The 25434-nt window shown below is 32.0% G+C and carries 26 protein-coding genes; 19 read left to right on the top strand and 7 right to left on the bottom strand.

Annotated features, from left to right (window positions below):
• Window positions 1-3: 3 nt before the first annotated feature.
• From scdA to F1592_RS02825, 4 genes are all read right to left on the bottom strand, one after another.
• On the bottom strand, window positions 4-672 hold the full coding sequence (scdA, locus tag F1592_RS02840) for an iron-sulfur cluster repair di-iron protein ScdA (protein ID WP_037535730.1): 669 nt from the start codon (window positions 670-672) through the stop codon (window positions 4-6).
• A gap of 273 nt (window positions 673-945) precedes the next feature.
• The gene (tcaB, locus tag F1592_RS02835) at window positions 946-2145 is read right to left on the bottom strand and encodes a putative multidrug effflux MFS transporter TcaB (protein ID WP_053016535.1); all 1200 of its coding nucleotides are present in this window, start codon (window positions 2143-2145) and stop codon (window positions 946-948) included.
• Window positions 2146-2305: 160 nt separating this feature from the next.
• On the bottom strand, window positions 2306-3106 hold the full coding sequence (locus F1592_RS02830) for a hypothetical protein (RefSeq protein ID WP_053016537.1): 801 nt from the start codon (window positions 3104-3106) through the stop codon (window positions 2306-2308).
• Between the two features lie 17 nt (window positions 3107-3123).
• Window positions 3124-4269: a glycerate kinase gene (locus tag F1592_RS02825; RefSeq protein ID WP_149809406.1), complete on the bottom strand. Its 1146-nt coding sequence runs from the start codon at window positions 4267-4269 to the stop codon at window positions 3124-3126.
• A gap of 146 nt (window positions 4270-4415) precedes the next feature.
• Between F1592_RS02825 and F1592_RS02820 the strand changes: the two genes are divergently transcribed.
• The 3 genes from F1592_RS02820 (at window position 4416) to F1592_RS02810 (ending at window position 7382) form a co-directional block, all read left to right on the top strand.
• Window positions 4416-5888 carry a hypothetical protein gene (locus F1592_RS02820; RefSeq protein WP_053016541.1) on the top strand — a complete coding sequence of 491 codons (1473 nt, stop codon included), beginning with the start codon at window positions 4416-4418 and terminating at the stop codon, window positions 5886-5888.
• A gap of 30 nt (window positions 5889-5918) precedes the next feature.
• Window positions 5919-6299: a GtrA family protein gene (locus tag F1592_RS02815; protein ID WP_011274958.1), complete on the top strand. Its 381-nt coding sequence runs from the start codon at window positions 5919-5921 to the stop codon at window positions 6297-6299.
• 216 nt (window positions 6300-6515) lie between these two features.
• Window positions 6516-7382: a cation diffusion facilitator family transporter gene (locus F1592_RS02810; RefSeq protein WP_037535740.1), complete on the top strand. Its 867-nt coding sequence runs from the start codon at window positions 6516-6518 to the stop codon at window positions 7380-7382.
• A gap of 153 nt (window positions 7383-7535) precedes the next feature.
• Here the strand turns inward: F1592_RS02810 and F1592_RS13985 are convergent, their stop codons facing one another.
• Window positions 7536-8114 carry an aggregation-promoting factor C-terminal-like domain-containing protein gene (locus F1592_RS13985; protein ID WP_037535742.1) on the bottom strand — a complete coding sequence of 193 codons (579 nt, stop codon included), beginning with the start codon at window positions 8112-8114 and terminating at the stop codon, window positions 7536-7538.
• Window positions 8115-8543: 429 nt separating this feature from the next.
• On the opposite strand from F1592_RS13985, the gene F1592_RS02800 reads away from it, so the two are divergent.
• Window positions 8544-9230, top strand: a complete 687-nt coding sequence (locus F1592_RS02800; RefSeq protein ID WP_011274961.1) for a 2,3-diphosphoglycerate-dependent phosphoglycerate mutase — start codon at window positions 8544-8546, stop codon at window positions 9228-9230.
• Between the two features lie 210 nt (window positions 9231-9440).
• Here F1592_RS02800 and F1592_RS02795 read toward each other — a convergent pair whose 3' ends face one another.
• Window positions 9441-9554 (bottom strand): putative metal homeostasis protein, encoded by a 114-nt coding sequence (locus tag F1592_RS02795; protein WP_107609856.1) that lies wholly within the window; start codon window positions 9552-9554, stop codon window positions 9441-9443.
• 167 nt (window positions 9555-9721) lie between these two features.
• On the opposite strand from F1592_RS02795, the gene F1592_RS02790 reads away from it, so the two are divergent.
• The 4 genes from F1592_RS02790 to F1592_RS02775 all read left to right on the top strand — a co-directional run bounded on the left by F1592_RS02790 (window position 9722) and on the right by F1592_RS02775 (window position 13654).
• Window positions 9722-11173: an MDR family MFS transporter gene (locus tag F1592_RS02790; protein ID WP_053016543.1), complete on the top strand. Its 1452-nt coding sequence runs from the start codon at window positions 9722-9724 to the stop codon at window positions 11171-11173.
• Window positions 11174-11425: 252 nt separating this feature from the next.
• A complete protein-coding gene (locus F1592_RS02785) occupies window positions 11426-12226 on the top strand; it encodes a transporter substrate-binding domain-containing protein (RefSeq protein ID WP_053016545.1) in 801 nt (266 codons plus the stop codon).
• Entirely contained in the window at window positions 12207-12926 is a 720-nt protein-coding gene (locus F1592_RS02780) for an amino acid ABC transporter permease (RefSeq protein ID WP_029376620.1), read from the top strand. The genes F1592_RS02785 and F1592_RS02780 overlap by 20 nt, the downstream gene beginning before the upstream one ends.
• A complete protein-coding gene (locus F1592_RS02775; RefSeq protein ID WP_053016547.1) occupies window positions 12923-13654 on the top strand; it encodes an amino acid ABC transporter ATP-binding protein in 732 nt (243 codons plus the stop codon). Before F1592_RS02780 ends, F1592_RS02775 begins: the two co-directional genes overlap by 4 nt.
• A gap of 64 nt (window positions 13655-13718) precedes the next feature.
• Here the strand turns inward: F1592_RS02775 and F1592_RS02770 are convergent, their stop codons facing one another.
• A complete protein-coding gene (locus tag F1592_RS02770) occupies window positions 13719-14963 on the bottom strand; it encodes an aminoacyltransferase (protein WP_037535749.1) in 1245 nt (414 codons plus the stop codon).
• Between the two features lie 254 nt (window positions 14964-15217).
• Here F1592_RS02770 and F1592_RS02760 point away from each other — a divergent pair, with 254 nt between their 5' ends.
• From F1592_RS02760 to cobA, 11 genes are all read left to right on the top strand, one after another.
• Window positions 15218-15577, top strand: a complete 360-nt coding sequence (locus tag F1592_RS02760; RefSeq protein ID WP_037535751.1) for a DUF4467 domain-containing protein — start codon at window positions 15218-15220, stop codon at window positions 15575-15577.
• Window positions 15578-15600: 23 nt separating this feature from the next.
• Window positions 15601-16197, top strand: a complete 597-nt coding sequence (locus tag F1592_RS02755) for a DsbA family protein (RefSeq protein WP_053016548.1) — start codon at window positions 15601-15603, stop codon at window positions 16195-16197.
• A gap of 290 nt (window positions 16198-16487) precedes the next feature.
• Window positions 16488-18038: a zinc ABC transporter substrate-binding lipoprotein AdcA gene (adcA, locus tag F1592_RS02750; RefSeq protein WP_107609857.1), complete on the top strand. Its 1551-nt coding sequence runs from the start codon at window positions 16488-16490 to the stop codon at window positions 18036-18038.
• Window positions 18039-18175: 137 nt separating this feature from the next.
• The gene (locus F1592_RS02745) at window positions 18176-18691 is read left to right on the top strand and encodes a YceI family protein (RefSeq protein ID WP_053016552.1); all 516 of its coding nucleotides are present in this window, start codon (window positions 18176-18178) and stop codon (window positions 18689-18691) included.
• Between the two features lie 158 nt (window positions 18692-18849).
• The gene (locus tag F1592_RS02740) at window positions 18850-19329 is read left to right on the top strand and encodes an SRPBCC family protein (RefSeq protein ID WP_053016554.1); all 480 of its coding nucleotides are present in this window, start codon (window positions 18850-18852) and stop codon (window positions 19327-19329) included.
• A 59-nt stretch (window positions 19330-19388) separates the two neighbouring features.
• Window positions 19389-19571: a hypothetical protein gene (locus F1592_RS02735; protein ID WP_011274973.1), complete on the top strand. Its 183-nt coding sequence runs from the start codon at window positions 19389-19391 to the stop codon at window positions 19569-19571.
• A gap of 141 nt (window positions 19572-19712) precedes the next feature.
• The gene (locus tag F1592_RS02730) at window positions 19713-20534 is read left to right on the top strand and encodes a formate/nitrite transporter family protein (protein ID WP_149809407.1); all 822 of its coding nucleotides are present in this window, start codon (window positions 19713-19715) and stop codon (window positions 20532-20534) included.
• Window positions 20535-20727: 193 nt separating this feature from the next.
• Window positions 20728-21444 carry a sirohydrochlorin chelatase gene (locus F1592_RS02725; protein WP_053016558.1) on the top strand — a complete coding sequence of 239 codons (717 nt, stop codon included), beginning with the start codon at window positions 20728-20730 and terminating at the stop codon, window positions 21442-21444.
• A gap of 235 nt (window positions 21445-21679) precedes the next feature.
• On the top strand, window positions 21680-24091 hold the full coding sequence (nirB, locus tag F1592_RS02720; protein WP_053020462.1) for a nitrite reductase large subunit NirB: 2412 nt from the start codon (window positions 21680-21682) through the stop codon (window positions 24089-24091).
• A 3-nt stretch (window positions 24092-24094) separates the two neighbouring features.
• Window positions 24095-24409 (top strand): nitrite reductase small subunit NirD, encoded by a 315-nt coding sequence (gene nirD, locus F1592_RS02715; protein ID WP_011274977.1) that lies wholly within the window; start codon window positions 24095-24097, stop codon window positions 24407-24409.
• Complete coding sequence (gene cobA, locus F1592_RS02710) at window positions 24400-25344, top strand: uroporphyrinogen-III C-methyltransferase (RefSeq protein ID WP_149809408.1); 945 nt, start codon at window positions 24400-24402, stop codon at window positions 25342-25344. Before nirD ends, cobA begins: the two co-directional genes overlap by 10 nt.
• Window positions 25345-25434: the final 90 nt, after the last annotated feature.

Here is a 25434-nt window from a genome sequence, read left to right as displayed (position 1 = left end):
GTTCTAACTAAATTTGTTAAAGAGTACGTGATTTTCTAAATGTACATGTTCATGCGTTTCACGTTCTAAATTCTCTAGACGATGATATACTAATCTCCAAGTTTGGCAAGCTTCACTAGGAGGTTGATATTGGTTAGTTAATTCACGCATATCTTCAAGTAATTGTCCTGTTTGAGTGTGGTCGTCAACTAAGCTTTGAATGATATCAGATGAATGATCTACTTGTTCACCACGAGAAAGTTTAATTAACGCTGGGAAATCATGTTCATCTTCTTGAGCCATATGCTCAAGCATACCATCTCGATATTGACGATATAAATCTTGTAACTGAATTAGAAATGGATGGTTTGGTCCATGAACTTTAGCCACTTTTGTAACATAAGGGGATAGATTCTTAAATTCTTCTCGCATTGTTTCGTGATAGCGAGATTGTATATATTGAATTAATGACGGTGCATCTAGATATTTCACATTAATGTTTCCTTGATCATGGTTTGGAAGTTCATTAATCTCATCTATTAAAGTTTCTGCATCAACTTTTTTATTTTTAACTGCCTCATTTATAGATATATTGCCACCGCAACAAAAGTCGATGCCATATTTTCTAAATATATCAGCACTTAGTGGGATATCAGTAACAATTTCTGCAACGATAGATTCATTTGTAATCATTAAAACTCCTCCTTTATTTACTCTCATTATAATCGTTAATAATGATTATCAATTAGAAAAAATATAGCTGTCACCTATTTGTTGGAAAGTTATTAAAATATTGTGAACGAGTAACTTTGATTTAAAATTAATGCACTCATTTTAAAATGAAATGCAAAAAACTGAGAAAAGCTCGATATGAGCATCTTCTCAGTTTAGTCGACTACTGCATGATTTTATGTAGCATTTTAATCCTTTATCTTAATCTTCTAGTTATATTGAATAAAAGATTTATTATGCTGGTTTACGATGATTTCTAAAATAAATCACTTGTAGTGTTATTAAAATGACTGCTGTTATCATAATAACGAAAATATATGGGGTTGCGTCATATTGTCCTTTGAGTCCTACAATAGGAGAGATAATACCACCAAGTATAAATTGGAATAGTCCTAATAAACTAGACGCATTACCACTACCACCAGTACGTTCTTCCATTGCCATTGAAAAACCAAGTGGCCCAATAGACGTAACAGGACATACATTTAAGAAAAATGCGATAAGTAAAATCCATAAGGGACCATGAACTGCAAGTGTAATCACAATTAAAATGACACCTACAACTTGAATTAAGGTTAAATAAATCATAAGTTTGAAACGATTAATATAAGCTACAAGAAGTGCAACGATCTGACTCACGATAATTAAACCGACACCATTAACAGCGACCATGATACTGAATTGTTGAGGTGTCATATTATAAATTTTTTGCGTGATAAATGGAGAAGCGGATGAAAAGCTAAATAACATTACATACGTTAACCCCTGTAGCAACATTGGAATAATGAATCGTGGTTTTTTCATTAGACTACCGAAATCTAATAAAATGTCTTTAAAGTTAAGTGATTTGTGTTCCGATTTATGTGTTTTTGGCATCATTGTAGCGAGGCCTAATAGTACTAATAGACTTATAAATGTTAGGATGATGAATACAATTCTCCATGATCCAAGTGTTAATGATAGTCCACCGAGTAATGGCATGATGATAGTAACAATACCATTCACGACCATTAGGGATGCTAGAAATTTTGCTAATAAATCGCCCTCGTATCTATCTCCAGCGAAAGCTTTGGCTATAACGATAATACCACCGGCTGTAAACCCTTGGATAAAACGAATACATAAAAATAAAATTAGGTTAGTAGCGAATACGCCACTAAGTGTAGCTAAGAAAAATATACATAATATGATAAGACCCATTCTTTTACGACCATATGCATCAGATAATGGGCCGAATAGGAATTGGCCAAGTGCTAAACCTATCATTGCAAATGATAATGTAAGTTGTATTTCAGATGTTGATGACCTAAATTGATGTTGTGCTTCAGGTAATGCGGGTAAATACATATCAATAATCATAGGTCCAAATGCAGTCATTACACCTAATACTATTAGAAGCAATAGGGGTAATTTTGTATGAGTTGAAGGTTGCATAATGTTTCTCCTTAAAAAGTTTGCAAACTACATTATAAAGGTTTTTTGTATATTTGTAATTTACAAAATAAAAAAAGCGACACAGAATTCATCGTGTCGCCTAATATAGGTTGATTGCCGTTCGAAAAGTTTTGAATATATGCTTTCTCAAACAGGCCAATTATTGTGAATTTGTATCACTTGAATTTCCAAGAATACTATTTAATTTCTCTTTAATTTCATCAAATTTTGTATTTACATCGTTGAGTAAGTCATTAACTTTACTTTGGCTTTCGTTATTTTGTTGAGCATTATTAGCTTCTTTTAATTTATTGACTTGCTCTTGATAAAATTTAGTTAATTTAGAAACTTCACCAGTTTGTTCGCTATTTTTTAAGTTATTAACATCCTCTTGAATTTGTTTAATTCTTGAGTCAGTATCGACTTTATCCTTAATGTCATTTTTAGCATCTTCTACTTGTTGTTTGATATTATCACTTTGGTTTTGAACTTCATTTTTATAATCTTTAGAAACATTGTTGTCATTAGAAGCATTATTCGTTTGTTGGTTATCACTACTATTGTTATTAAGTATTGCTCTTGTGGCAAATACCGCTACGATAATCAACAATATTGCAATAATAGCAATTAGCCATTTTTTAGATTTCTTATTTTTTTCGTTCTCTTCTTCTAACTGTTGCTCGCGTCTAAAGTCACGATCGTTATAGTATCTATTACCATCTTCATCGTATTCATCATTACGTCGGCGATAATCCTCACGATAATCATAATCATCTTGATATCGATGGTCATCATTACGATATCTCGGATCATCATCTCGATAACGTGAATTGCTACGATTGTATGCTTCTTGACTTTCGCGTCGCTCATGACGCGCACGTTCCTCTGCGCTTTGTCGGTTACGCTTGCGATATTGTTCATCATATTTGTAAGAATCTTTATATTTGTCTGTTCGTTTCATGATAGTCACCTCATATTTTAAATAGTTAGTTTCAATAGTCTTGCAATATTTTCAGCAGTATGTGTCATGTTTTGTTTAGCGTTATTTAATAATGTTGGCAATGATTCTGGTTGCTCAATTAAACTAAATGCACTGTCAATGCCATGCTTATAAACATCTTGGTATCCTTCGCCAAGACTACCACAAATAGCTATAAAAGAAACGTGATGTTCTTTTGCTACTTTAGCTACTCCGATAGGTGTTTTACCAAAGACCGTTTGAGCATCCATCTTTCCTTCACCAGTTATAACAAGATCTGCATCCTGCACTCTTCTCGAAAAGTCAGTTTCTTTTAATACAATATCAATACCGTTAGAAAGTGACGCATTGAAGAATGCGAGGATACCTGCACCTAATCCACCGGCAGCACCAGCACCTGGAATATCTTTAACACTTATATTTAGTTCTCGTTCTATCATATCATGATAGGTTGTAAGTGCGGAATCCAACTTTGGTATCATCTTAGCGTCAGCACCTTTTTGAGGACCATAGATTTCAGTTGCACCATTAGCACCTAATAACGGGTTTGTCACATCACAAGCAACTTCAAATGTGACGTGCTTAAGTCTTTGATCTAAGTTTGAGATGTCAATTTTTGCTAGCTCAGATAAGTAGCCGCCACCGAGTTTTAAAGGTTGATTTTTAGAATCAAGAAATTGAGCGCCTAATGCACATAACATACCACTACCGCCATCATTGGTAGCACTTCCTCCAATTCCTAAAATGATCTTAGTAACATGATGATCAAACGCATCTAATATTATTTCTCCAACACCGTAAGTAGATGTAATAAGTGGATTACGTTCTTCATCTGTCAATAAATCTAGTCCTGATGATGCAGCCATTTCAATGATAGCTACTTGATTATCTTGGGAACGTGCATATGAAGCTTCAATGTTTCTATGCAATGGGTCATGAACTGGAATGGTGTACGTATTTGCATTATGCGCTTCCTTTAAAGCATCCGTTGTACCTTCACCACCATCTGCCATTGGAATAATGTCATAGTGAATATCTTCATGAAATATTTTCTTGAAACCATCTTGTATTGCTAAACCAGCTTCTTTAGCTGACATGCTCTCTTTAAATGAATCAGTGGCAATGACTATTTTTCTAAGATTCATCTTAGTAGACCTCCAATAGTTTATATATTTAAAATTAGTATAAAATAATGTTTGAATGTATAATTAATAAAAAAAGAATATAATATAATTAGTTGAGCCAAAACGAGTGCTAATTTAATTAACCTTATGACATAAAGGAGTTCGACATGCATAGACTTAAACATCATGAATTTTACATCTGGATGATTGGATTGATCCTATATTATGGCTATTTAGGCTACATTATCCCTTTACATAGTACAGATTGGTTTTGGGGTAGTGGCCACGGTATACAAGTGGTCAGTAATGCTTTTAATAATTTTAATGGCAGATACATTAGCAATTTATTAGAATTTGCAAGTGTCCATTCTATATTACTTCGTACATTATCATTTGCGTTTATATCAATCTTTATCGTGGTACTTTTATTAAGATTATTGAATCAGTTTGGTGACACAAATTATTTAATATTAAGCACTGTTTTATTATTTATTATACCCAATTCCTTGTTTGCACAAAGCTATGGTAATTTTGAATTTTTTTATACATATGTTTTTGGCACATGTTTTTCTTTATATATCTTAAGTTTTATAATAAAAATATTACTTAATAAAGATGAATTTAGTCGTATAGAAGTTTTTATATTTTGGCTAATATGTATATTGGGACAGTGGTTTGCTGAGCCTTTAGCTTTTTATAATGCCAGTATATTACTTGTAGGAATGATTTATTATGCCATACGCAATCATAAGCTTTACTATAGTCTAGTACTTGGTTGGTTGCTTTCATTATGTGGTGCGATGGTGATGCTATTAAATGATAAATATATTTATATCTTTTCAAGTGTTGAGGCATTAAGAGGACACTTAGACATGCTTGGGTTAAACCATAAGTTCGAAATATCACTTCTAAAAGATATTTCAAGATATCTCTTTTTTAATAATGTTATTATTTTATCCTTAATAGTGATTATTCTAATGATATTGCTATTAAAAAGTAGCGCGTTCTTAACTTTACCTACAATAAAGCGAATCATTTTACAAATAGGTATTTGTATTTTGCCTATATATAAAATTTTTATATATGAACCTTTTAATTTGAAACAATTGTCAGAGACATTTACGTTTGAAGTCATTAATACTCTATTGTGTCTTATAATGATGATTAGCATTGCAATTTCATGTAAGTTAGTCATTCAATTACCATATAAACGATTGTTGGTTTTTATGTCACTTGTTTCTATTCCTATTAGCGTGTTACCGATTATTTTAATTACTGAAGTTTCAGTTCGACAATTTTATTTAGCATATTTACTTTTTATAATTGTACTTATTAGTTTAATTTCAGAATTAAGCATTTTGACGTTGAACCATTATAATCTTTTAAAAAGTTGTATACTTATCTTTGCGATTATAAATATAATTATTTTCACTGATGTACATATGCGTAGTGAACAACGACTAGAAGATGTACAATCGCAAATTGATAGCAATAAGCGTCACATCACATTATCACATTTACCTTATGAAACTTATCTATTTGAAATTACACCATCAGATGAAGCGGATTTAACTAACTTCAAAGAGTTTCATCATATTTCAGAGAAATATTCGTTTAAAATATTGCCGTTTGAAAATTAAAAAGAAAAATGACGACAAAGGAGAAAGACGATGAAATTAAATCAAACCCACTTTGAGATTATTAAATTTATAATTGTGGGGGGGATTAATACCCTTAATTATTATATTGTGTATTTATTATTATTAAAATTATTTCACGTGAATTATATGATTAGTCATATTGCTGGTTTCTTAGTAAGTTTTGTTATTTCTTACTATTTAAATTGTTATTTCGTTTATAAAGTAAGACCAACGCTTAAGAAATTTTTAAGTTTTCCATTAACTCAAGTAATAAATATGGGTATGCAAACATTATTATTATATGTCTTTGTTAAGTGGTTTCAATTTCCATCTGAAATCGCACCATTTGCAGGTTTAATTATTACTATTCCAATTACATTTATTGTTTCAAAGTGGATTTTAAAGGATTAAATGACGTGCAACTTTAGGCGATTTATTTTTATAATACGAAACTTCAAATGACTTTAAAGAGTGACAATTTTATAGCTTTAGCTAAAGTAAAATTTAGGTTTTACTAAAAATTTAATTAGATTAATTATACGGATTTTATAGAAATCAAAAAACGTTGTCATTCATATTTTGATAGTACATACTATTGATATTAAAGCATTTAAGGTGGTTAACAAAATGTCTCAAAGTGAAAATCTTAAATTGGCACAAAGAGGGGCTTATTTAAGTTTAGTAGTATACATTATTTTATCTGTTTCTAAATATATTACTGGATTTGTTTTTGATTCAGCGGCTGTTAGAGCAGATGCTTTGAATAATATGACAGATATTATTGTATCTATAGCTGTTATTGTTGGATTGAAAATTTCAATAAAACCAGCAGATAAAAATCATCCTTATGGTCATTTGAAATCTGAAAATATTTCTACGTTGTTGGTTTCATTTATTATCATGTTCGTGGGTATTCAAGTTGTGATTGAAAATGCACCTAGAATATTTACAAATGAGCACAATACACCAAATGTAGTCACAATATTTGTAAGTTTAATAAGTGGGTTAATTATGATAGGTGTGTTTGCAATAAATCAGAGATTAGCTCAGAAAACGAAGAGTAGTTCGTTAAAGTCCGCTGCAAAAGATAACTTATCAGATGGATTAGTTAGTATGGGTACGGCAATTGGTCTAGTATTTACTCAATTTGGTTTACCTATTGTCGATGTTATTTTAGCTACGATTCTAGGATTTTTAATTATTTATACCGGGTTTGGTATTTTTAGAGAGTCAATTTTCGCACTTAGCGATGGATTCAATGAACAGGATCTTGAAGAATATCGTAATGTTGTATTGGAAGTGGATGACGTCAAAGATGTGAACAATCTTAAGGGACGCTACCATGGAAGTAGCATATTTTTAGATGTTACGATTGTTGTTGATGCACATTTGTCCCTTCAACAAGCACATGATATTTGTGATCGAGTGGAGAATCACTTACATAGTAAAGGTATATCATCAGTATATGTACATCCAGAACCGGATACTATGTAAAAGTAAGATGAATAGATTCTGAACAAAAGCATTGTTAATTTTAATGATTTTTTTCTGAAAATAATGATTACGAATAAAGAAGCCAGTAAATGATGTTAATTTCATTTACTGGCTTTTCAAGTTATTTAAAAATAATCTAAGTTCTGTTAAATTTTACCACCAACCGTTAGATTCACGGAAACTAATTGCAGCTTCAATTGAACCATAACGTTCTTTAGCATATGAAATCATGCCTTTTGTTTGCGTTTCGACAGAGCCATAACCCCAAGATTGATTTGTCTGTCCTAAACCATGATATTGTCCATTAGACGCATTAGGGTCTCCACCTGATTCAGGTAAGACAATTTTCTCCCATAATTCTTCTGTTCCACCAGCTGCGATAAATTGTTTGTATACTGAAGATGTACTTTCACTAGATGAGCTTTCATTAGATGAATTGTCATCACTTGAAGTGTTACTAGATGAACTATTATCGGCTGTAGATTCGGTATTACTAGATGATGTGTTAGTAGTAACATTAGTTGTATTAGCTTGTGTAGTTGCAGCTGATGCTACATTAGTATGTTGACTCTGATGAGATGGTTGATTGTGTTGTAATTGTGTATGTTGATTATATTGACAAGATTGATTTTGTTGATTATGTGTCATTTCACTCGCATGTGCTTGACCTGATTCTAATCCTGCGGCACCTAAAGATACCATTGTCATTAATGCAAAAATTGATTTCTTCATAATAAATAATCTCCTTTAGAAATTGGTTTTTTTAAGTAATCTAAAATTGCAATTAAATTAAGTAAAGTCATAATTACTTATCTTTTAATATCCTTTTAGATTATGCATCCCAATATGTCTTGCTGTTGATTACGGTAGATTCACTATAACACCTCATTTAATGACATAGGTTACTACAATATCAAAAGATAGTATCAAAAATGAACTGAAGGTAACGAACATGACAAACTAACGTCATTTATGCCAAAAATGGCGTGAATTTAAGATATTATGAAATTTAACGAAATAGTTTTATAATAAATGTAATAGAAAAAGAGTAAATTACTTGTTGCAAAGCATAGGGAAGTAAATTTAGAGTTAGTGATTGGTTTTAAGGCATTTTAAACAAAATCATTCAATTAAAACTAACGTATAGGAAGGTGTTTTGATATGCCAAAATTAATATTATGTCGTCACGGTCAAAGTGAATGGAATGCTAAAAATTTATTTACAGGATGGGAAGATGTTCAACTATCTGAACAAGGACGAAATGAAGCAATTACTTCTGGACGTAAACTAAAAGAAAATGGCATTGAAATTGATGTGGCGTTTACTTCATTGTTAACAAGAGCATTAGAGACAACTCAATTTTTATTAGCTGAATCAGATCAAGAGTGGATTCCAGTGCATAAAAGTTGGCGTTTAAATGAGCGTCATTATGGTAAATTACAAGGTCTTAATAAAGATGAAGCGCGAAAAGAATTTGGTGAAGAACAAGTGCATCAATGGCGACGTTCATATGACGTTAAGCCACCAGCACAAACTGAAGAACAACGCGAATCATATTTAAAAGATCGTCGTTATAGACATTTAGATCATCGTATGATGCCTTATTCTGAAAGTTTAAAAACAACGTTAGAACGTGTGGTACCTATATGGACAGATAAGATTTCTCAACATCTATTAGACGGAGAAACAGTTCTAGTAGCTGCACACGGTAATTCAATCCGCGCATTAATTAAATATTTAGATAATGTATCTGATGAAGATATCATTGGCTATGAAATTAAAACTGGTGCACCACTTATTTATGAATTAGATGACAATTTAAATGTAATTGATCATTATTATTTATAATTATTAAATTAAAGGAGTGGGAGTGGGACAGAAATTAAAATAAATTCGCTGTCCCATCCCGGCAAGGATGACTAGGTTTGAAAAAGGCTTGATTTAAGCGAATTTTCAAATCAATCAACTACTGCCATTACGGTAAAAGAAGGCTGAGACATTTTGTATAGTCCCAGCCTTCTTCTTTTTAGGAGTTATTTATGGAAGAAATAGATAACATTAAGCTGATTTACGATTACGTTTGTATTGTTTAATTATTTTTAATGCACGTTTGCGAGTTTTGATATTAGGACTATTCAAATTTCGACGTGCTGTTTGTAAATCTTGTTTCATATTTGATTCCTCCTTTTTAAAAAGCATAAAGGAAAGTAAGGTAAAAGTAAATAGTAATTATTACGATTTACAAAATAATACAAACAATTTATATGAAATTTAAAAATATATATGTATAATAGGCAAATGTATCTATTGAAAGCTTAGGTAGATAGGAGGGGAATAATATGTCACATAGACAAAAATTAGCAATGATATTTACGATGTTGTTAGGTGGCTTTTTCGGGTTGTTAAATGAAACGCTACTCACTACAGCATTGCCGAGAATAATGAAAGATTTCAACATTGAGTATTCACAAGTACAATGGCTAACAACTGCATTCTTACTAACTAATGGTGTAGTCATTCCATTATCTGCATTTATTATTCAGCGATACTCAACAAGACAAGTGTTCCTAACTGGAATTCTGATATTCTTTATCGGGACGATGTTAGGCGGTTTTAGTCCAAACTTCACAATTCTTTTAATCGCACGTATTATACAAGCATTAGGCTCAGGTATTATGATGCCACTCATGATGACTACAATTCTAGATGTCTTTAAACCACATGAACGTGGTAAATATATGGGAATGTTTGGATTGGTCATAGGTCTTGCACCAGCAATTGGACCTACATTATCGGGTTATTTAGTTGAATATTTTGATTGGAGATCACTTTTCCATGTCGTAGCACCGATTTCAGCAATAACATTTCTTATAGCTTTAAAAATTATTAAAAATGTTGGAACAACAGTTAAAACTCCTATTGACCTCATTTCTATAATATTATCTATATTAGGATTTGGTGGATTATTATACGGTGTTAGTTCTATTTCAAGTGATGGATGGGATGATCCACTAGTATTAATAACGATAATAGGCGGCATACTATTAGTCGGATTATTTATTTGGCGTCAAGAGAGACTTGAAACGCCATTACTAAGTTTCAAAGTGTTTAAGAATAAAGAGTTTGCAGTTGGTTTAGCGATTATGGCTGCAACAATGATTTCGATGATTGGTTCTGAAACAGTATTACCTATGTTTGTACAAAATCTATTAGGAAGAACGCCTATCGATTCAGGACTCATCTTACTACCTGGCGCAATTGTTATGGCTATTATGTCTGTTATTTCAGGTTGGTTATACGAAACATTTGGTGCTAAAGTGTTAGCAATAATTGGTATGTCTATTGTTCTTATAACGACTTCTTACTTTGTAGTCATGGACGAACATACATCTACGATAATGTTAGCAACTGTTTATGCTATTCGTATGATTGGAATAGCAATGGGCTTGATGCCAATAATGACGCATACAATGAATCAGCTAACACCAGAACTTAATGCTCATGGCTCATCCATGACAAATACCATTCAGCAAATTGCTGGTTCAATTGGAACAGCAGGTTTAATTACAATATTAAGTACAGCAAGTAAGAATTTCCAACCGACGATGAGTGATTATCAAGGTATGGATAAAAAAGAAATGGCAGGACAAATACAAATTGATGCTATGCTTCATGGTTATCATTCAGGATTTTTATTTGCCGTTATTATTACAGTCATCAGTTTATTACTTACATTTTTAATTAAAAGTAAGAAAAAGGTTAAGGCTGAAGCTAAATTACAAAATAATTAAATGAACTTTATATAGTTAAAATAAGAGATCAAGACGGACGTTGAAAATGTTTAAGCATTTTTCCAAAGAAGGGATACCATAGAGGGCTCCTTCTAACAAAAACGTTCTATGTCTAGGTCTCTTTTTTATTTTATTAATATCCAAACATTCTGAACACTTAAGCAAATGTAAAATAATGTTGACTATTCCTACCCATGAGATTAGAATTAATTTATTCTGACTAATCTAATAGGAATATGGAGGACAAGGTAGATGAAAAGACTTTTATTTGTTGCTTTAGCACTTATCTTTGTGTTAGCTGCTTGTGGTAATGGAGGATCTTCTGATAAAAATAGTGATTCTAAATCAAGTAGTAGTAACAGCGATAGTAAAACACTGAAAGTGGGTACTGAAGGTACATATGCACCATTCACGTTCCACAATAAACAAGACAAATTAACTGGTTACGATATTGACGTAATCAAAGCAGTTGCAAAAGAAAAAGGTTATAAACTTAAATTTAATGAAACATCATGGGATTCAATGTTTGCTGGTTTAGATGCGAAACGTTTTGACGTTATTGCTAACCAAGTTGGTGTAAACAAAGATAGAGAGAAAAAATATAAATTCTCTACACCTTACACTTATTCAAGCGCAGTTTTAGTAGTACGTGAAAATGAAAAGAACATTAAATCATTTAATGACGTTAAAGGTAAAAAAATGGCTCAAACATTCACGTCTAACTATGGTCAATTAGCTAAAGATAAAGGTGCAGATATTACTAAAGTTGATGGTTTTAACCAAGCGATGGACTTATTATTATCTAATCGTGTTGATGGTACATTCAACGATAGCTTATCTTACTTAGATTATAAAAAACAAAAACCAAACGCTAAAATTAAAGCAATCAAAGGAAATGCAGAACAAAGTAAATCAGCATTCACATTTAACAAAGATGTTGATGATAAAGTTGTTTCTGATTTCAATGATGGACTTAAAAAATTAAAAGAAAATGGTAAATTAGCAGAAATTGGTAAGAAATGGTTCGGTGAAAATGTTTCTGAGCCTAAATAGTCAACAACAACATGCATTAGATGCGGCAGGGCAAGCATTTGGACCAATGTTGGAAGGTTTATTAAAATATTCTATTCCAATAACAATAGTTACATTTATCTTAGGTTTGATTATTGCTTTATTTACAGCGTTAATGCGTATTTCAACGAGTAAAGTTTTAAAAGGTATCGCAAGAGTATACGTTTCAATTATTCGTGGTACACCGATGATTGTACAGTTATTCATAATCTTTTATGGTATTCCTGAATTAGGACGCCTAGTAACTGGTAATGCTGATGAACAATGGACATTATCATCAGTTATTTCAGCTATCATCGGTTTATCACTTAATGTTGGTGCGTATGCTTCAGAAATAATCCGTGGTGGTATTATTTCTATACCTAAAGGTCAAACAGAAGCGGCTTATTCTATAGGAATGAACTATAGACAAACGATTCAAAGAATTATTTTACCTCAAGCGATTCGTGTTTCAATACCAGCTTTAGGAAATACATTCTTAAGTTTAATTAAAGATACATCATTACTTGGCTTTATCTTAGTTGCAGAAATGTTCCGTAAAGCTCAAGAGGTAGCGTCTACAACATATGAATATTTCACAATTTATATTCTTGTAGCAGTTATGTATTGGGTAATTTGCTTCATTATCTCAGTTATCCAAAGCTTCTATGAATCATATATTGAAAGAGGGTATAACTCATGATTGAACTAAGTGGTATCCATAAATCATTCAATGATAAAGAAGTCATTAAAGGCATTGATTTAAACGTAGAAAAAGGGGAAGTCGTAACACTTATCGGACGATCTGGTTCAGGTAAAACGACATTACTACGTATGATTAATGCTTTAGAAATTCCGACTGAAGGTAATGTAAGTGTTAATGGTGAAAGTTACACCGCAAATAATAAAAAGTCTCAAATAAGCGTACGCAAGCAATCGGGTATGGTATTTCAAAGTTATAATCTATTTCCACATAAATCTGCATTGGAAAATGTAATGGAAGGATTAGTAACTGTTAAGAAAATGAGTAAAGCAGATGCGAAAGAAAGAGCAATGGGGTTACTTGAAAAAGTTGGGTTAACAAGTGTTAAAGATCAACGACCACATGCACTTTCGGGTGGTCAACAACAACGTGTAGCAATAGCTAGAGCACTAGCTATGAATCCGCAAGTTATGTTGTTTGATGAACCTACATCTGCATTAGATCCAGAATTAGTTAATGACGTATTAAGAGTAATTAAAGAATTAGCTGATGAAGGTATGACAATGGTGATTGTAACGCATGAAATGCGATTTGCACGCCAAGTCTCAAATAAAATCGTCTTTATACATGAAGGACGTATCGGTGAACAAGGTACACCAGACGAAGTATTCGAACATCCTAAGACAGAAGAATTACGTCGTTTCTTAAATGTAATTAATGAAGAATAATAATGAAAAACACTTTTCTAAAGTTCATTAAGTTGAACTTAGAAAAGTGTTTTTTGCATTATAGTTATTTACGTTCTAATAGTTGTTTAACTTTGTATGCAAGTGGGTGTATCGGTTTAATGAAATCTCCAATGTATTCGTAAACATTAGCATTGAAGCCTTTTTTAAATTGTTGCACACCATAATCTTCAGCATCTTCACTAAAGTCACCTGTAATACCGTAGAAATTATAACGATCTACATTATGTTCTTTTGCGAATTTAATCATGTCCCATTGTAAACGATATGCGCCCATATAAGCATTATATTTAGGATTTGAACCACTGGATAAATAATAAACTTCGTGTTCATTATATAAGTATAAAGCCGCAGCTAGATTAAGTGTTTCGCCTTCTTCAGCAATTTTATCTTTCGTTTCATTTAATTTGCGTTCATTACTATCAACTTGTTGTTGTATTTGTGTGCGTTTATTTTTATTTTTCTTAGAGTTAGGGTTTTCCTCTAATACAGCCTCGACTTCGGCTAATTGTTCTGTCAATGAATCGTGTTTTTGTTGAAGAGTAGATAAGTAATCCTTTAAATCAATATAAGCAAGTTTAAGCATTGCATGGTCTTTATACGTTTTTTGCATTTCATAAAAGTATGGTTTATCTCTAAATTTGAAACCATGTTTTTCTTCGGCCATTTGGAATAATTCAAAGAACGTATCCGTTTCATCCATAGGTAGCGTTCTTACTTTTACGCCCATTTCATACGTTTTTTTAATGTTACGACGTGTTTGATAGTCCATTTCTTTTAATAATTGATCTTCTGACTTGTCTTTTAAATCTAAGACAGATAACCAACGTATTTGACTCATTGTGCTATAACCTACTGTCCATCCTTGATGTTTGTAACCTAAATCTTCCAACGTTTTGATGACTGCTCGGTTATCGTAACTTTCTAAAATTTCTCCATCAGCATTACGTAGGTTCTCCAAAATATAAGGATCAACTAATACATATAAGCAATTATATTTTTTTAAATAACTTGTTAGTGATTTAAAGAAAAAGTGAACCAATTCAATATTACTGTAGTCCATGACAGGTCCACGATGTGTATAAAAGTATTTGAATACTTTTAAAGCACGTGCCTCAGTCATTAAAGTTGCAGCGATGACATTGTCGCTGTCATCTTTGACACCTACAACATGCACATCATCTTTTAATTCATTTCTGTTTTCAAAGTGAATTCGGGATTGTGTGTAATGAGAGAAATGACTGGATGTAAATTTCTCAAATTCCTCCGGTGATAAAGTTACGAATTTCATATTCATCTACTCCTCTGCGTTTTTAAGAATTATCATTTATTTTAACAAATAACTACAACTATTACACAAGAAAAGTTATTAAATCACATCGTACTTTAGTTGTAGGTTAAAATATATATTTAATTTATAATAATAAATATTTTTAGAAAACCAAATTTTTATGAACTAGCGCATATTTTAAAACCATTGTATGATAGTATTTGCAAAAGAAGTATAATGATAGATAAAGAGAACTGGGCAATAGGAGTGAATATATGAAACGTATATTAGTTATGTTAAGTGTCGGTATATTATTGCTAGCAGCGTGTGGTAACGATAAATATGTCGATAAAATAGATAAAGCTGTTAAAATGCAAGATCAAAAGCAAGAACAAATGGCTAAGAATGATACAGGAGATATGGTTAAACACTTTGATAAAAAAGATGCGAATATTTATGTATATGAAGATGGTAAGTATGTTGTCTTAGCGTATAAGCCTTTAAGTAATAATGAAGAAGTTCATTACTACACTTATCAATTTGATGGTAAAAAAGCGAAACGTATTGATAACTTTGATACAAAACAATATATCGAATCACATGATGCTGATTATAAGGAAGAAAATATGAATTAATATGTTATTACAAAGGAGCATCTATGAAAAAGACAATTTTGATAATAAGTATGATGTTGGTTTTAATAATCATCATGAGTGCTTGTTCTAATAACAACAAGGAAAAGCAGCCACCTAAAACTAAAAATGGCAAAATTTTAATCGTTGAGTATGGAGACTTTAAATGTCCATACTGTAAAAAAGTGGAAAAGAATGTAATGCCAACAATTAAAAAAGACTATATTGATACGAATAAAGTAGAGTATCAATTTATTAATGCTGGTTTTCTTGGTAAAGATTCTATCGTCGGCTCTAGAGCCGGAAATGCAGTGCAAAAAGTTGCACCTAATGAATACTTAACTTTTCAACGTAACGTATTCGAGAATCAAAAAGACGAGGATAAAAAGTGGTTAACAGAACAATTTCTTGATAAAGAAATTGATAAGTTAGATATTACGACGCAACAAAAATCTGACATTAAAAAGCAGTATAAGACTAAGAACAGTGAAGCTTGGAAAAAAGCAGAAGAACAAAAAGAACTAACAGAAGATAATAATATTGATACTGTTCCAACAGTTTTTATAAATGGAAAAAAAGTGAAAGATCCTTATAAAGTCGAAGAATGGAAGAAATACTTATAGTCACGATGTCATAGTGAATAACGCTGACATTCATTTTGTGTTATATTGTAACCACTAAAGAGAAGTGAAATAAATTTAATAAAGTTGATTCGAAGAAGAATTGTAGTGTACTTCACTATGATTCTTCTTTTTTAAATTTAGAAAGGTAGTAACTTAATTAATGATAGATAATTTTAATAAAAGATGGTTTTTATTAAATTGAAAATAAAAAACATTAAAAAACTATTGTAATTTTATACAAATGAAGTTATACTTTTAAATCGTAATTATTACTATTTAGGAGGTATAAAATGAAACGCTTTTTAAGTCTTACTGTTTTAATAACTATTATTGCATTTATATTAGTCGCTTGTGGAAAGGAAGATCGTTCTAATAAAGATTCTAAAGGTGATAACAAAATGAATGTGTCTACAACTGTATATCCTTTGCAATCCTTTATAGAGGAAATAGGTGGTAATCATGTTAATGTATCGTCTATTTATCCTGCTGGTACAGACCTACATGATTATGAACCAACTCAGAAAGACATGCTAAAGGTTAATCAATCTGATTTATTTGTATATACAGGTGATGATTTAGATCCAGTCGCTAAGAAAGTTGCAGCCACAATTAAAAATGATAAAAAGAAAGTTTCATTACAAGATAAACTAGATCAATCAACACTACTAACAGATCAACATGAACACGGTGATGAAGAACACGAGGATTCACATGGACACGAACACCATCATCATGGCGGATATGATCCACACGTATGGTTAGATCCTGAGAAAAATAAAATCTTTGCTAAAGAAATTAAAGATCAGTTAGTAGCTAAAGATCCAAAGCATAAAAATGAATATGAGAAAAATTTTAAAAAATTAGAAAAATCGTTAGATGACATTGACAATAAATTAAAAGACATTACTAAAGATAAACAAGGTAATGCTGTATTTATTTCACATGAATCTTTAGGTTATCTCGCTGATCGCTATGGCTTTGTTCAAAAGGGAATTCAAAATATGAACGCTGAAGACCCTTCTCAAAAAGCACTTACACAATTAGTTAAAGAGATTAATGATAAAAATGTTAAATACATATTATATGAAGATAATGTTGCCAATAAAGTGACTGAGACAATCAGAAAAGAAACCAACGCCAAGCCATTAAAATTCTATAATATGGAGTCACTAAATAAAGAACTATCTAAAGACACATCAATGAATTATCAAACTTTAATGAACAAAAATATTGAAGCTTTAGATAAAGCATTGGATTCCAATATTAAAGTACAAGATGACAAAGCTGAACATAAGCATGACAAAGCAATTTCAGATGGTTATTTTAAAGATGAGCAAGTTAAAGATCGTGAGCTATCAGATTATGAAGGTGAATGGCAATCAGTTTATCCCTATTTAAAAAATGGTGATTTAGATGATGTTATGAAACATAAATCCGAAGAAGATAGCACTATGACAGCAAAAGAGTATAAAAAATACTATGAGAAAGGTTACAAAACTGACGTTTCTAACATAAATATTAAAGGTGATAACATTACTTTTGAAAAAAATGGGAAGAAGGTTACTGGAACGTATGAATATGTTGGTAAAAAAATCCTAGATTATAAGAAAGGTAATCGTGGAGTTAGATTTATTTTTAAATTGAAGCACTCTGACAAGCAAACATTACCGAAGTACGTTCAGTTTAGTGATCATAATATCGCACCTAAGAAAGCAGAACACTTCCACATTTTTATGGGTAACAACAATGAAACATTACTTAAAGAAATGGATCATTGGCCAACGTATTATCCTGCCTCATTAGATAAAGACGAAATTAAAGAAGAAATGTTAGCACATTAATAAATTTAAAATTTGAGTCTTTTTACTTGTATTTTCACTGAAGTTGTTTTATTATACTAAGTATAATAATTATACAAACTATAGTACTGATTTTCAGCTACGTAGTTTCATAATTTAAATAATGGAGGTATGTACACATGGCTAATTTAAATTTAGATCCAGCACATTCAGGAGTTAACTTTTCTATTCAACACTTAGTTGTATCAAATGTTAAAGGACGTTTTAACGAATTTGACGCTAACATTTCAGGTGATTTCAATGATTTAAGTTCATTACAAGGTACTTTTACTGTTAAAGCAAATTCAATTGATACTAAAGTAGCAGATCGTGATAATCATCTTAAAAGCGCAGATTTCTTAGACGCTGAAAACTACCCAGAAATTAAATTTGAAATTACTAAAGTAGATGATAAATCAGTTACTGGTAACTTAACTATGAAAGATCAAACACATGAAGAAACTTTTGATTTAGATTATAAAGGTACTAGTTTAAATCCATTAAACGGTAAAAACACTGCTGGGTTAGTAATTACTGGAAGCCTTAACCGTGAAAAATATGGCATTACGTTTAACCAACAACTTGAAACTGGTGGTTTCTTATTAGGAAAAGACTTAAATGTTGAATTTGATTTAGAATTTCCACTTGAAGACTAATCACTAGTTATACTACTTACTAAAAATACTCATATGGCTCCCTACAAAGTAGACATTAATGAATGTAAACTTTGAAGGGAGCTTTTATATTTTTGTAATTAAAAACAATAACTGGTAAATTCATAGAGAGCTTTTAACAAATAGATAGGGGGATTTAAATGTCAATTCAACTAAAAGATAATAAAATTATATTTAATAGAACGTTTGAGGCGCCAATAAATGAAGTTTTCGAGGCATACACAACGGAGACGTTATTCGAACAATGGTTTCATCCTCAAGGAGGTAAAACAAAAGTTTATCGTTTTAACCCAGTAGCCGGTGGTGATGCCTTCTTTGCGATAGAAATGCCAGAACAAACAAGTTACACATTGACTGAATATAAAAAAGTGGATAAACCTAATCATATTGAATACTTAGATTTCTTTGCTACATCTCAAGGTGAGAAAGATACATCATTACCTGGGATGCAAATTTTGATTGATTTCACTTCAGAATCAGCGCAACGCACGCTTGTAACGTCAACTTCTATCTTTCCAACAAAAGATGCGGCGCAACAAGCACTTGATATGGGTGTAGAAGCGGGAATGAATTCTACATTGGACCAACTTGATTCATTATTGAAACAAAAAAAGTCATAAGTATGTCAAAAAATTTAACTATATTTAAGTTATAATGTAGTTGAAATGAGGTTGATGATATGAAAGAAAGATATTTAAAAGTACTTGCTTTATTTTCAGTTAGTACATTAATACCTACAGTACTACTCAATTCAAAGGCAATTGATAATAGTGCAATTAAATATGTTTTAAGAACAGCGCTAGGCTATGGCATTTTTGCTACAGGTTTACGCTATTTATCAAGACTTAAAGCACATAAATAGTGAATTACTAAGTGAGGTAGAATCGTGTCTACATGATACGATTTTACCTCACTTTTTTTACCTAAAAAATTTAAGCTATTCATGTTTTCTTAAAAAATATATAATTGAAACATAACTTGAAAGGATGTAGGGGGCATACATATGTTGAAGAACAATAAAACGGTTGAGGACACCCATGCAACGCGTGATATTGTAGAAGTTGCTGTTGGGCAGGTACAGACGAAAGAAATTATGGCTACAAAAACGCCTGGTAGATATGCATTGAAAGCAATTATGTCAGGGTTTTTATTAGCAATCGTAACGGTATTTATGTTGGCAATTAAAACACAGTTTGCAGGCACTAATGAAGGTTTAGTTAATTTGCTAGGTGCGATTGCATTTAGTTTAGCTTTAGTATTAATTGTGTTGACGAACTCAGAATTACTAACTAGTAATTTCATGTATTTAACAGTCGGCTGGTATTATAGAGCCATTACTATTAATAAGATGTTGTTCATTTTCTTATTCTGTTTTATAGGGAATATTATTGGTGGATTCATATTATTCTTTTTAATGAAAGGGACGCATATTATGACGCCAGAAATGATTGCCAGCTTAAGTAAGACAGTACATATGAAAACGGTAGAATCAACTTGGTTAAATATTTTAATTAAAGCAATCTTCTGTAATTTCTTTATTAATATTGGTATATACGTGTCTATGTTATTTAAAGAAGGACTGGCAAGAGCATTCTTTATTGCTGCAGGTGTTGTTGTGTTTGTATTCATGGGTTATGAACACGTTGTCTTCAATGCTGGTTTGTACGCAGGTATGGTGTTCTATAATTTAGATGCACTATCATGGTTAGGTGTTATTAAAAATATTGTGTTTGCTTTAATTGGTAACTATATCGGTGGAGGTATATTTATTGGTTTAGTATATGCGTATTTAAATGGTTCACGTGATAGTATGAAGGCTAAGTAATCAATAATAGGGTTGTGTTATCACTAAGTTAAATGAGTAGATAGCAGAACCTTTTTTTAATGAATTAATTCAACCACATTATTGAAAAAGTTGACTAAATTATGATTAAAACATATCATTTTAATCAACATTAAAGCATTTTATGACCAAATTTTTAAAAGTACTAAAGTCTTATATAAAGGGGATGAAGCGATTGGTTGCGAATATATTAGTGGCACACGGCATGAGAAAAGGTGATCAAAATAAAGCGTTGGGGGAATTCTTAGATCGTTTATTAAGTGATGAAACGTATGAATATGAATTAGCGTTTATTGAAAGTGAAGAAAAGAGTATTGAAAACACGATTGGTCGTTTAATAAAGCAAGGTGAAACTCAATTTAAAGTTGTACCTCTTTTGATCTTTTCGGCAATGCATTATATCGTTGATGTTCCTGAAATTTTATCAAATATCAAAAAAGATCATCCTGAAATAAGTTACGAAATTAGTGAACCGCTTGGTACGCATGCCTATATGGTAAATTTAGTTGAAAAACGTATTCAAGATGTTGAAATTTCTACCTCCTCTAATTATGCGATTGTATTAATCGCACATGGTAGTTTCTCATATACGAAAGCACATGATGAGTTAAAGGAATTTAGTGAAAAAATGAATCAACCTGTACCTATCTATTGTCGTACGCTATATGGTGACATCACTTTTAGAAATGACTTGGATCAACTTTCGAATGAGTATGATGAACTTATTGTAGTGCCAATGTTTTTATATGATGGGCGACTAGTAAACAAAGTAAAACGACTCATTACAGAAATGGATATACAGGGTACGCTACACATTACACCGTCTATTAATTTCGATAACATATTAAAGGGAATTATTAGTGAACGTTTAAAGCAATTAACATTTAATTAGGATTTATAAGCTGAGGCACAATGTTGTCTCAGTTTTTTATTGTATTTGGACAAATTATTGAATATATTAGGGAATTCCCCGATTTTTAATTTATTTGTGAAAATCATCACATTTTAAGTGGAATCTGTTATAGAATAGCAGTGAAGAAACAAATGTTGAATATCAAACATTTTAAAAAAACAAAAATTGCAAATGGAAAATAAGTAAATTTTAAGTGATAAAAGGGGCATATTTTATGACTAAACAAAAATTAGTGATGATTGGAAACGGCATGGCGGGATTAAGAACGATAGAAGAAATTCTAGAGCGTTCAGATTCACAATTTGACATTACAATTATTGGGAAAGAACCTTATCCAAACTATAACAGAATAATGTTATCAAATATATTACAGAAGAAAATGACTGTAGAAGAAACAATAATGAATCCATATGAATGGTATGAAGAGAACAACATTCAGCTCATCGTCAACGACCCAGTAGAGACGGTTGATCGTTCAGCACAAACAGTAACAACATCAAAAGGTGTTGAAGTGAATTATGACATTTGTATATTTGCAACAGGATCTAGTGCTTTCGTATTACCGATACCTGGATCAGATTTACCAAGTGTTATAGGTTGGAGAACAATCGAAGATACTGAACGCATGATTGAAATCGCTAAAACGAAAAAGAAAGCTGTCGTTATTGGTGGCGGATTATTAGGACTTGAATGTGCACGTGGTTTAATGGATCAAGGTATGGAAGTAACTGTATTACACTTAGCAGAATGGCTTATGGAAATGCAGTTAGACCGTAAAGCTGGCGGCATGCTTAAAGCGGATTTAGAACGTCAAGGTATGAATATCGAGTTACAAGCGAACTCTAAAGAAATTATTGGTAAAGATGATGTAGAAGCGATTAAATTGGCGGATGGAAGAATAATCGAAACTGATTTAGTGGTCATGGCAGTCGGTATCCGTCCATTTACTCAAGTAGCACGTGATGCAGGTCTAGAAGTAAATAGAGGTATTGTTGTTAATGATTATTTACAAACATCAGACCCTAATATTTATGCTGTTGGCGAATGTTCAGAGCATGACGGCAAAGTATATGGCTTAGTCGCACCGCTCTATGAACAAGGTAAAGTGTTAGCTGACTACCTAACTGGAAAAGAAACAGAAGGGTACAAAGGTTCTACAACTTTCACTTCATTAAAAGTGTCTGGCTGTGATTTATATAGTGCGGGGCAAATTGTTGAAAATGAGAATGTCCATGGTATTGAAATTTTCAACAGTGTCGATAATATTTATAAAAAAGTCTATTTGAGTGATGGTCAAGTTGTCGGAGCAGTATTATATGGTGATACAGATGATGGCTCAAGATTCTATAATATGATGAAAAAACATGAATCATTAGAAGACTATACATTAGTATCATTATTGTACAAAGGTGGAGAAGAAGCGGTAACTTCTATCGCTGATATGCCAGACGATGAAACTATTTGTGGCTGTAACGGTGTAGATAAAGGTACGATTGTTAATGCGATTACGACTAAAGGATTAACATCAGTGGAAGAAGTAACGAAAGCAACTAAAGCGGGTAATTCATGTGGTAAATGTAAAGGACAAATTGGCGAGTTATTACAATGCACATTAGGTGATGACTTTGTAGCAGCGAAACCTACCGGAATTTGTGCTTGTACTGATTTAACACGTGATCAAATTGTTACGCAAATAAGAGCTAAAGGTCTAAAAACATCTAAAGAAGTTCGTCACGTACTAGACTTTAAAGATAAAAATGGTTGTCCAAAATGTCGTCCAGCAATAAACTACTATTTAAATATGGTATACCCACATGACCATCAAGATGAAAAAGAATCACGCTTCGCAAACGAACGTTATCATGCAAATATTCAAAATGATGGTACATTCTCTGTTATTCCACAAATGCGTGGAGGCGTAACAGATGCTGACCAATTAATAAGATTAGGTGAAGTTGCAAAAAAATACAACGTTCCATTAGTTAAAGTAACAGGCTCTCAACGTGTAGGTTTATATGGATTGAAGAAAGAAGAATTACCTAAAGTATGGGAAGATTTAGGTATGCGTTCAGCTTCAGCATATGGTAAGAAAACACGTTCAGTTAAAAGTTGTGTAGGTAAAGAATTCTGTCGATTCGGTACTCAATACACTACACGCTTAGGCATACGTTTAGAAAAAACATTCGAATACATTGACACACCACATAAATTTAAAATGGGTGTATCTGGTTGTCCACGTAGTTGCGTTGAATCAGGAGTTAAAGATTTCGGTGTTATCTCAGTAGAAAATGGTTATCAAATATACATCGGTGGTAACGGAGGTACAGATGTTACAGTTGGTAAATTATTAACTACCGTTGAAACTGAAGATGAAGTAATTCAATTATGTGGTGCGTTAATGCAGTATTATCGTGAAACTGGTATATATGCAGAAAGAACTGCACCATGGTTAAATCGTTTAGGCTTTGAAAATGTTAAAGAAGTACTACTGGATCCTGAACGTCAAAAAGAATTATTCGATAGAATTATGGATGCTAAAAAAGCGATTGATGGACATGGCGAACCTTGGGAAGCAATCGTTGAAGATAAAGAAGCTCGAAAAATCTTTGAAGTTGAGAGGGTGTAACATATGAAATCTATGGAAAAAGTTAAAGTAACGACATTAGAAGAATTAACACCATTGATTGGAAAAAAAGTGATTGTTGATGGTAAAGAAATTGGCATTTTCTTAACTGAAAGTGGAGACATTCATGCGATTAATAACATTTGTCCTCACAAACAAGGGCCATTATCAGAAGGAACAGTAAGTGGCGACTACGTTTATTGCCCTTTACATGATCAAAAGGTTGATTTGAGAAGTGGCGAGGTACAAGAACCTGATACTGGATGTGTTGAAACATATCAAGTTGAAGTCATCGATGGAGACGTTTATGTATGTCTGTAGATGAAAAATCAAAGGTTTACTTGATAGGTGCTGGACCTGGTAATCCTAATCTATTAACGAAAAAAGCAGAACGATGTATTAAGAAAGCTGAAGTTATTCTATATGATCGTTTAGTAAACCCACTCATACTTCAATATGCACCCGCTGATGCGGAATTCATTGATGTAGGTAAAAAGCCTTACGCTAAACATATACAACAAGACGAAATTAATTTAAAAATCGTTGAAGCGGCTAAAAAGTATCAAACAGTCATTCGTCTCAAAGGTGGCGATCCAGCAATATTCGGTCGTGTTACTGAAGAAGTCAATACTTTAAAAGACTATGGTATCGAATATGAAATTGTTCCTGGTGTAACTTCGGCAAGTGCAGCTGTTGCAACAATGGATTTAGGATTAACAATGAGATCAGTAGCGCCTAGTGTGACCTTCTCAACAGGCCATTTCAAAGATTCAATCAATCAAGAAACAGATATACGTAATTTGATTAATGGTGGGACATTAGCCATCTATATGGGGATAAAGCGATTGGGCCGTATCATTGATCAAATCACAGCTTATACTTCAGAGGACTATTCGATAGCAATTGTGTTTAATGCTACGTGTCATAACCAACGCGTCATCATTGGTAAATTAAGCACCATTGAGCATCAATTACAACAACATGAACTTGAAGTTGAACCAGGAATTTGTATTTTAGGCGCTATTGTTGACCATATTGATAATGATAAAGTGTTGAAACAAGAGCATCAAAGAAATTTAGATGATTCATTGTATGTTATAAAAGGTTCGAAAGAAGATGCTTTATTAAAAGCTGAAGAATTATCTGAAACAGGATATCGTTGTTTAGTGCACGTTGATGAAAGTTACCATCCATCACAACAACAATTATATACACAAATAATCAATAACAATAAAATTAAATATATTAATTTATAAGTCATCCTTGCAGGAGTGGTATAACGAATTCTTAGAACGTTATGTACCACTACCTGCTTTTTTGTTTTTTAGGGATTCCCCCATGCGAAT

The sequence above is a fragment of the Staphylococcus sp. GDX7P312P genome (genome assembly GCF_008385775.1).
GTDB classification, from domain to species: Bacteria; Bacillota; Bacilli; order Staphylococcales; family Staphylococcaceae; genus Staphylococcus; species Staphylococcus haemolyticus.
The sequence above is the reverse complement of the archived record's forward strand: the minus strand, read 5'-3'. Positions and strand labels throughout refer to the sequence as shown.

Bases quoted from the DNA above. Each gene is read 5' to 3' on its own strand.
- F1592_RS13985 (WP_037535742.1), bottom strand. From the start codon at position 8,114: ATGAAGAAATCAATTTTTGCATTAATGACAATGGTATCTTTAGGTGCC.
- F1592_RS02735 (WP_011274973.1), top strand. From the start codon at position 19,389: ATGAAAGAAAGATATTTAAAAGTACTTGCTTTATTTTCAGTTAGTACA.
- F1592_RS02760 (WP_037535751.1), top strand. From the start codon at position 15,218: ATGAAACGTATATTAGTTATGTTAAGTGTCGGTATATTATTGCTAGCA.
- F1592_RS02800 (WP_011274961.1), top strand. From the start codon at position 8,544: ATGCCAAAATTAATATTATGTCGTCACGGTCAAAGTGAATGGAATGCT.
- F1592_RS02825 (WP_149809406.1), bottom strand. From the start codon at position 4,269: ATGAATCTTAGAAAAATAGTCATTGCCACTGATTCATTTAAAGAGAGC.
- nirD (WP_011274977.1), top strand. From the start codon at position 24,095: ATGAAATCTATGGAAAAAGTTAAAGTAACGACATTAGAAGAATTAACA.
- F1592_RS02790 (WP_053016543.1), top strand. From the start codon at position 9,722: ATGTCACATAGACAAAAATTAGCAATGATATTTACGATGTTGTTAGGT.
- adcA (WP_107609857.1), top strand. From the start codon at position 16,488: ATGAAACGCTTTTTAAGTCTTACTGTTTTAATAACTATTATTGCATTT.
- F1592_RS02740 (WP_053016554.1), top strand. From the start codon at position 18,850: ATGTCAATTCAACTAAAAGATAATAAAATTATATTTAATAGAACGTTT.
- tcaB (WP_053016535.1), bottom strand. From the start codon at position 2,145: ATGCAACCTTCAACTCATACAAAATTACCCCTATTGCTTCTAATAGTA.
- F1592_RS02795 (WP_107609856.1), bottom strand. From the start codon at position 9,554: ATGAAACAAGATTTACAAACAGCACGTCGAAATTTGAATAGTCCTAAT.
- F1592_RS02820 (WP_053016541.1), top strand. From the start codon at position 4,416: ATGCATAGACTTAAACATCATGAATTTTACATCTGGATGATTGGATTG.
- F1592_RS02775 (WP_053016547.1), top strand. From the start codon at position 12,923: ATGATTGAACTAAGTGGTATCCATAAATCATTCAATGATAAAGAAGTC.
- F1592_RS02730 (WP_149809407.1), top strand. From the start codon at position 19,713: ATGTTGAAGAACAATAAAACGGTTGAGGACACCCATGCAACGCGTGAT.
- F1592_RS02810 (WP_037535740.1), top strand. From the start codon at position 6,516: ATGTCTCAAAGTGAAAATCTTAAATTGGCACAAAGAGGGGCTTATTTA.
- scdA (WP_037535730.1), bottom strand. From the start codon at position 672: ATGATTACAAATGAATCTATCGTTGCAGAAATTGTTACTGATATCCCA.
- F1592_RS02785 (WP_053016545.1), top strand. From the start codon at position 11,426: ATGAAAAGACTTTTATTTGTTGCTTTAGCACTTATCTTTGTGTTAGCT.
- F1592_RS02780 (WP_029376620.1), top strand. From the start codon at position 12,207: ATGTTTCTGAGCCTAAATAGTCAACAACAACATGCATTAGATGCGGCA.
- F1592_RS02745 (WP_053016552.1), top strand. From the start codon at position 18,176: ATGGCTAATTTAAATTTAGATCCAGCACATTCAGGAGTTAACTTTTCT.
- F1592_RS02815 (WP_011274958.1), top strand. From the start codon at position 5,919: ATGAAATTAAATCAAACCCACTTTGAGATTATTAAATTTATAATTGTG.
- F1592_RS02770 (WP_037535749.1), bottom strand. From the start codon at position 14,963: ATGAAATTCGTAACTTTATCACCGGAGGAATTTGAGAAATTTACATCC.
- F1592_RS02830 (WP_053016537.1), bottom strand. From the start codon at position 3,106: ATGAAACGAACAGACAAATATAAAGATTCTTACAAATATGATGAACAA.
- F1592_RS02755 (WP_053016548.1), top strand. From the start codon at position 15,601: ATGAAAAAGACAATTTTGATAATAAGTATGATGTTGGTTTTAATAATC.
- nirB (WP_053020462.1), top strand. From the start codon at position 21,680: ATGACTAAACAAAAATTAGTGATGATTGGAAACGGCATGGCGGGATTA.
- cobA (WP_149809408.1), top strand. From the start codon at position 24,400: ATGTCTGTAGATGAAAAATCAAAGGTTTACTTGATAGGTGCTGGACCT.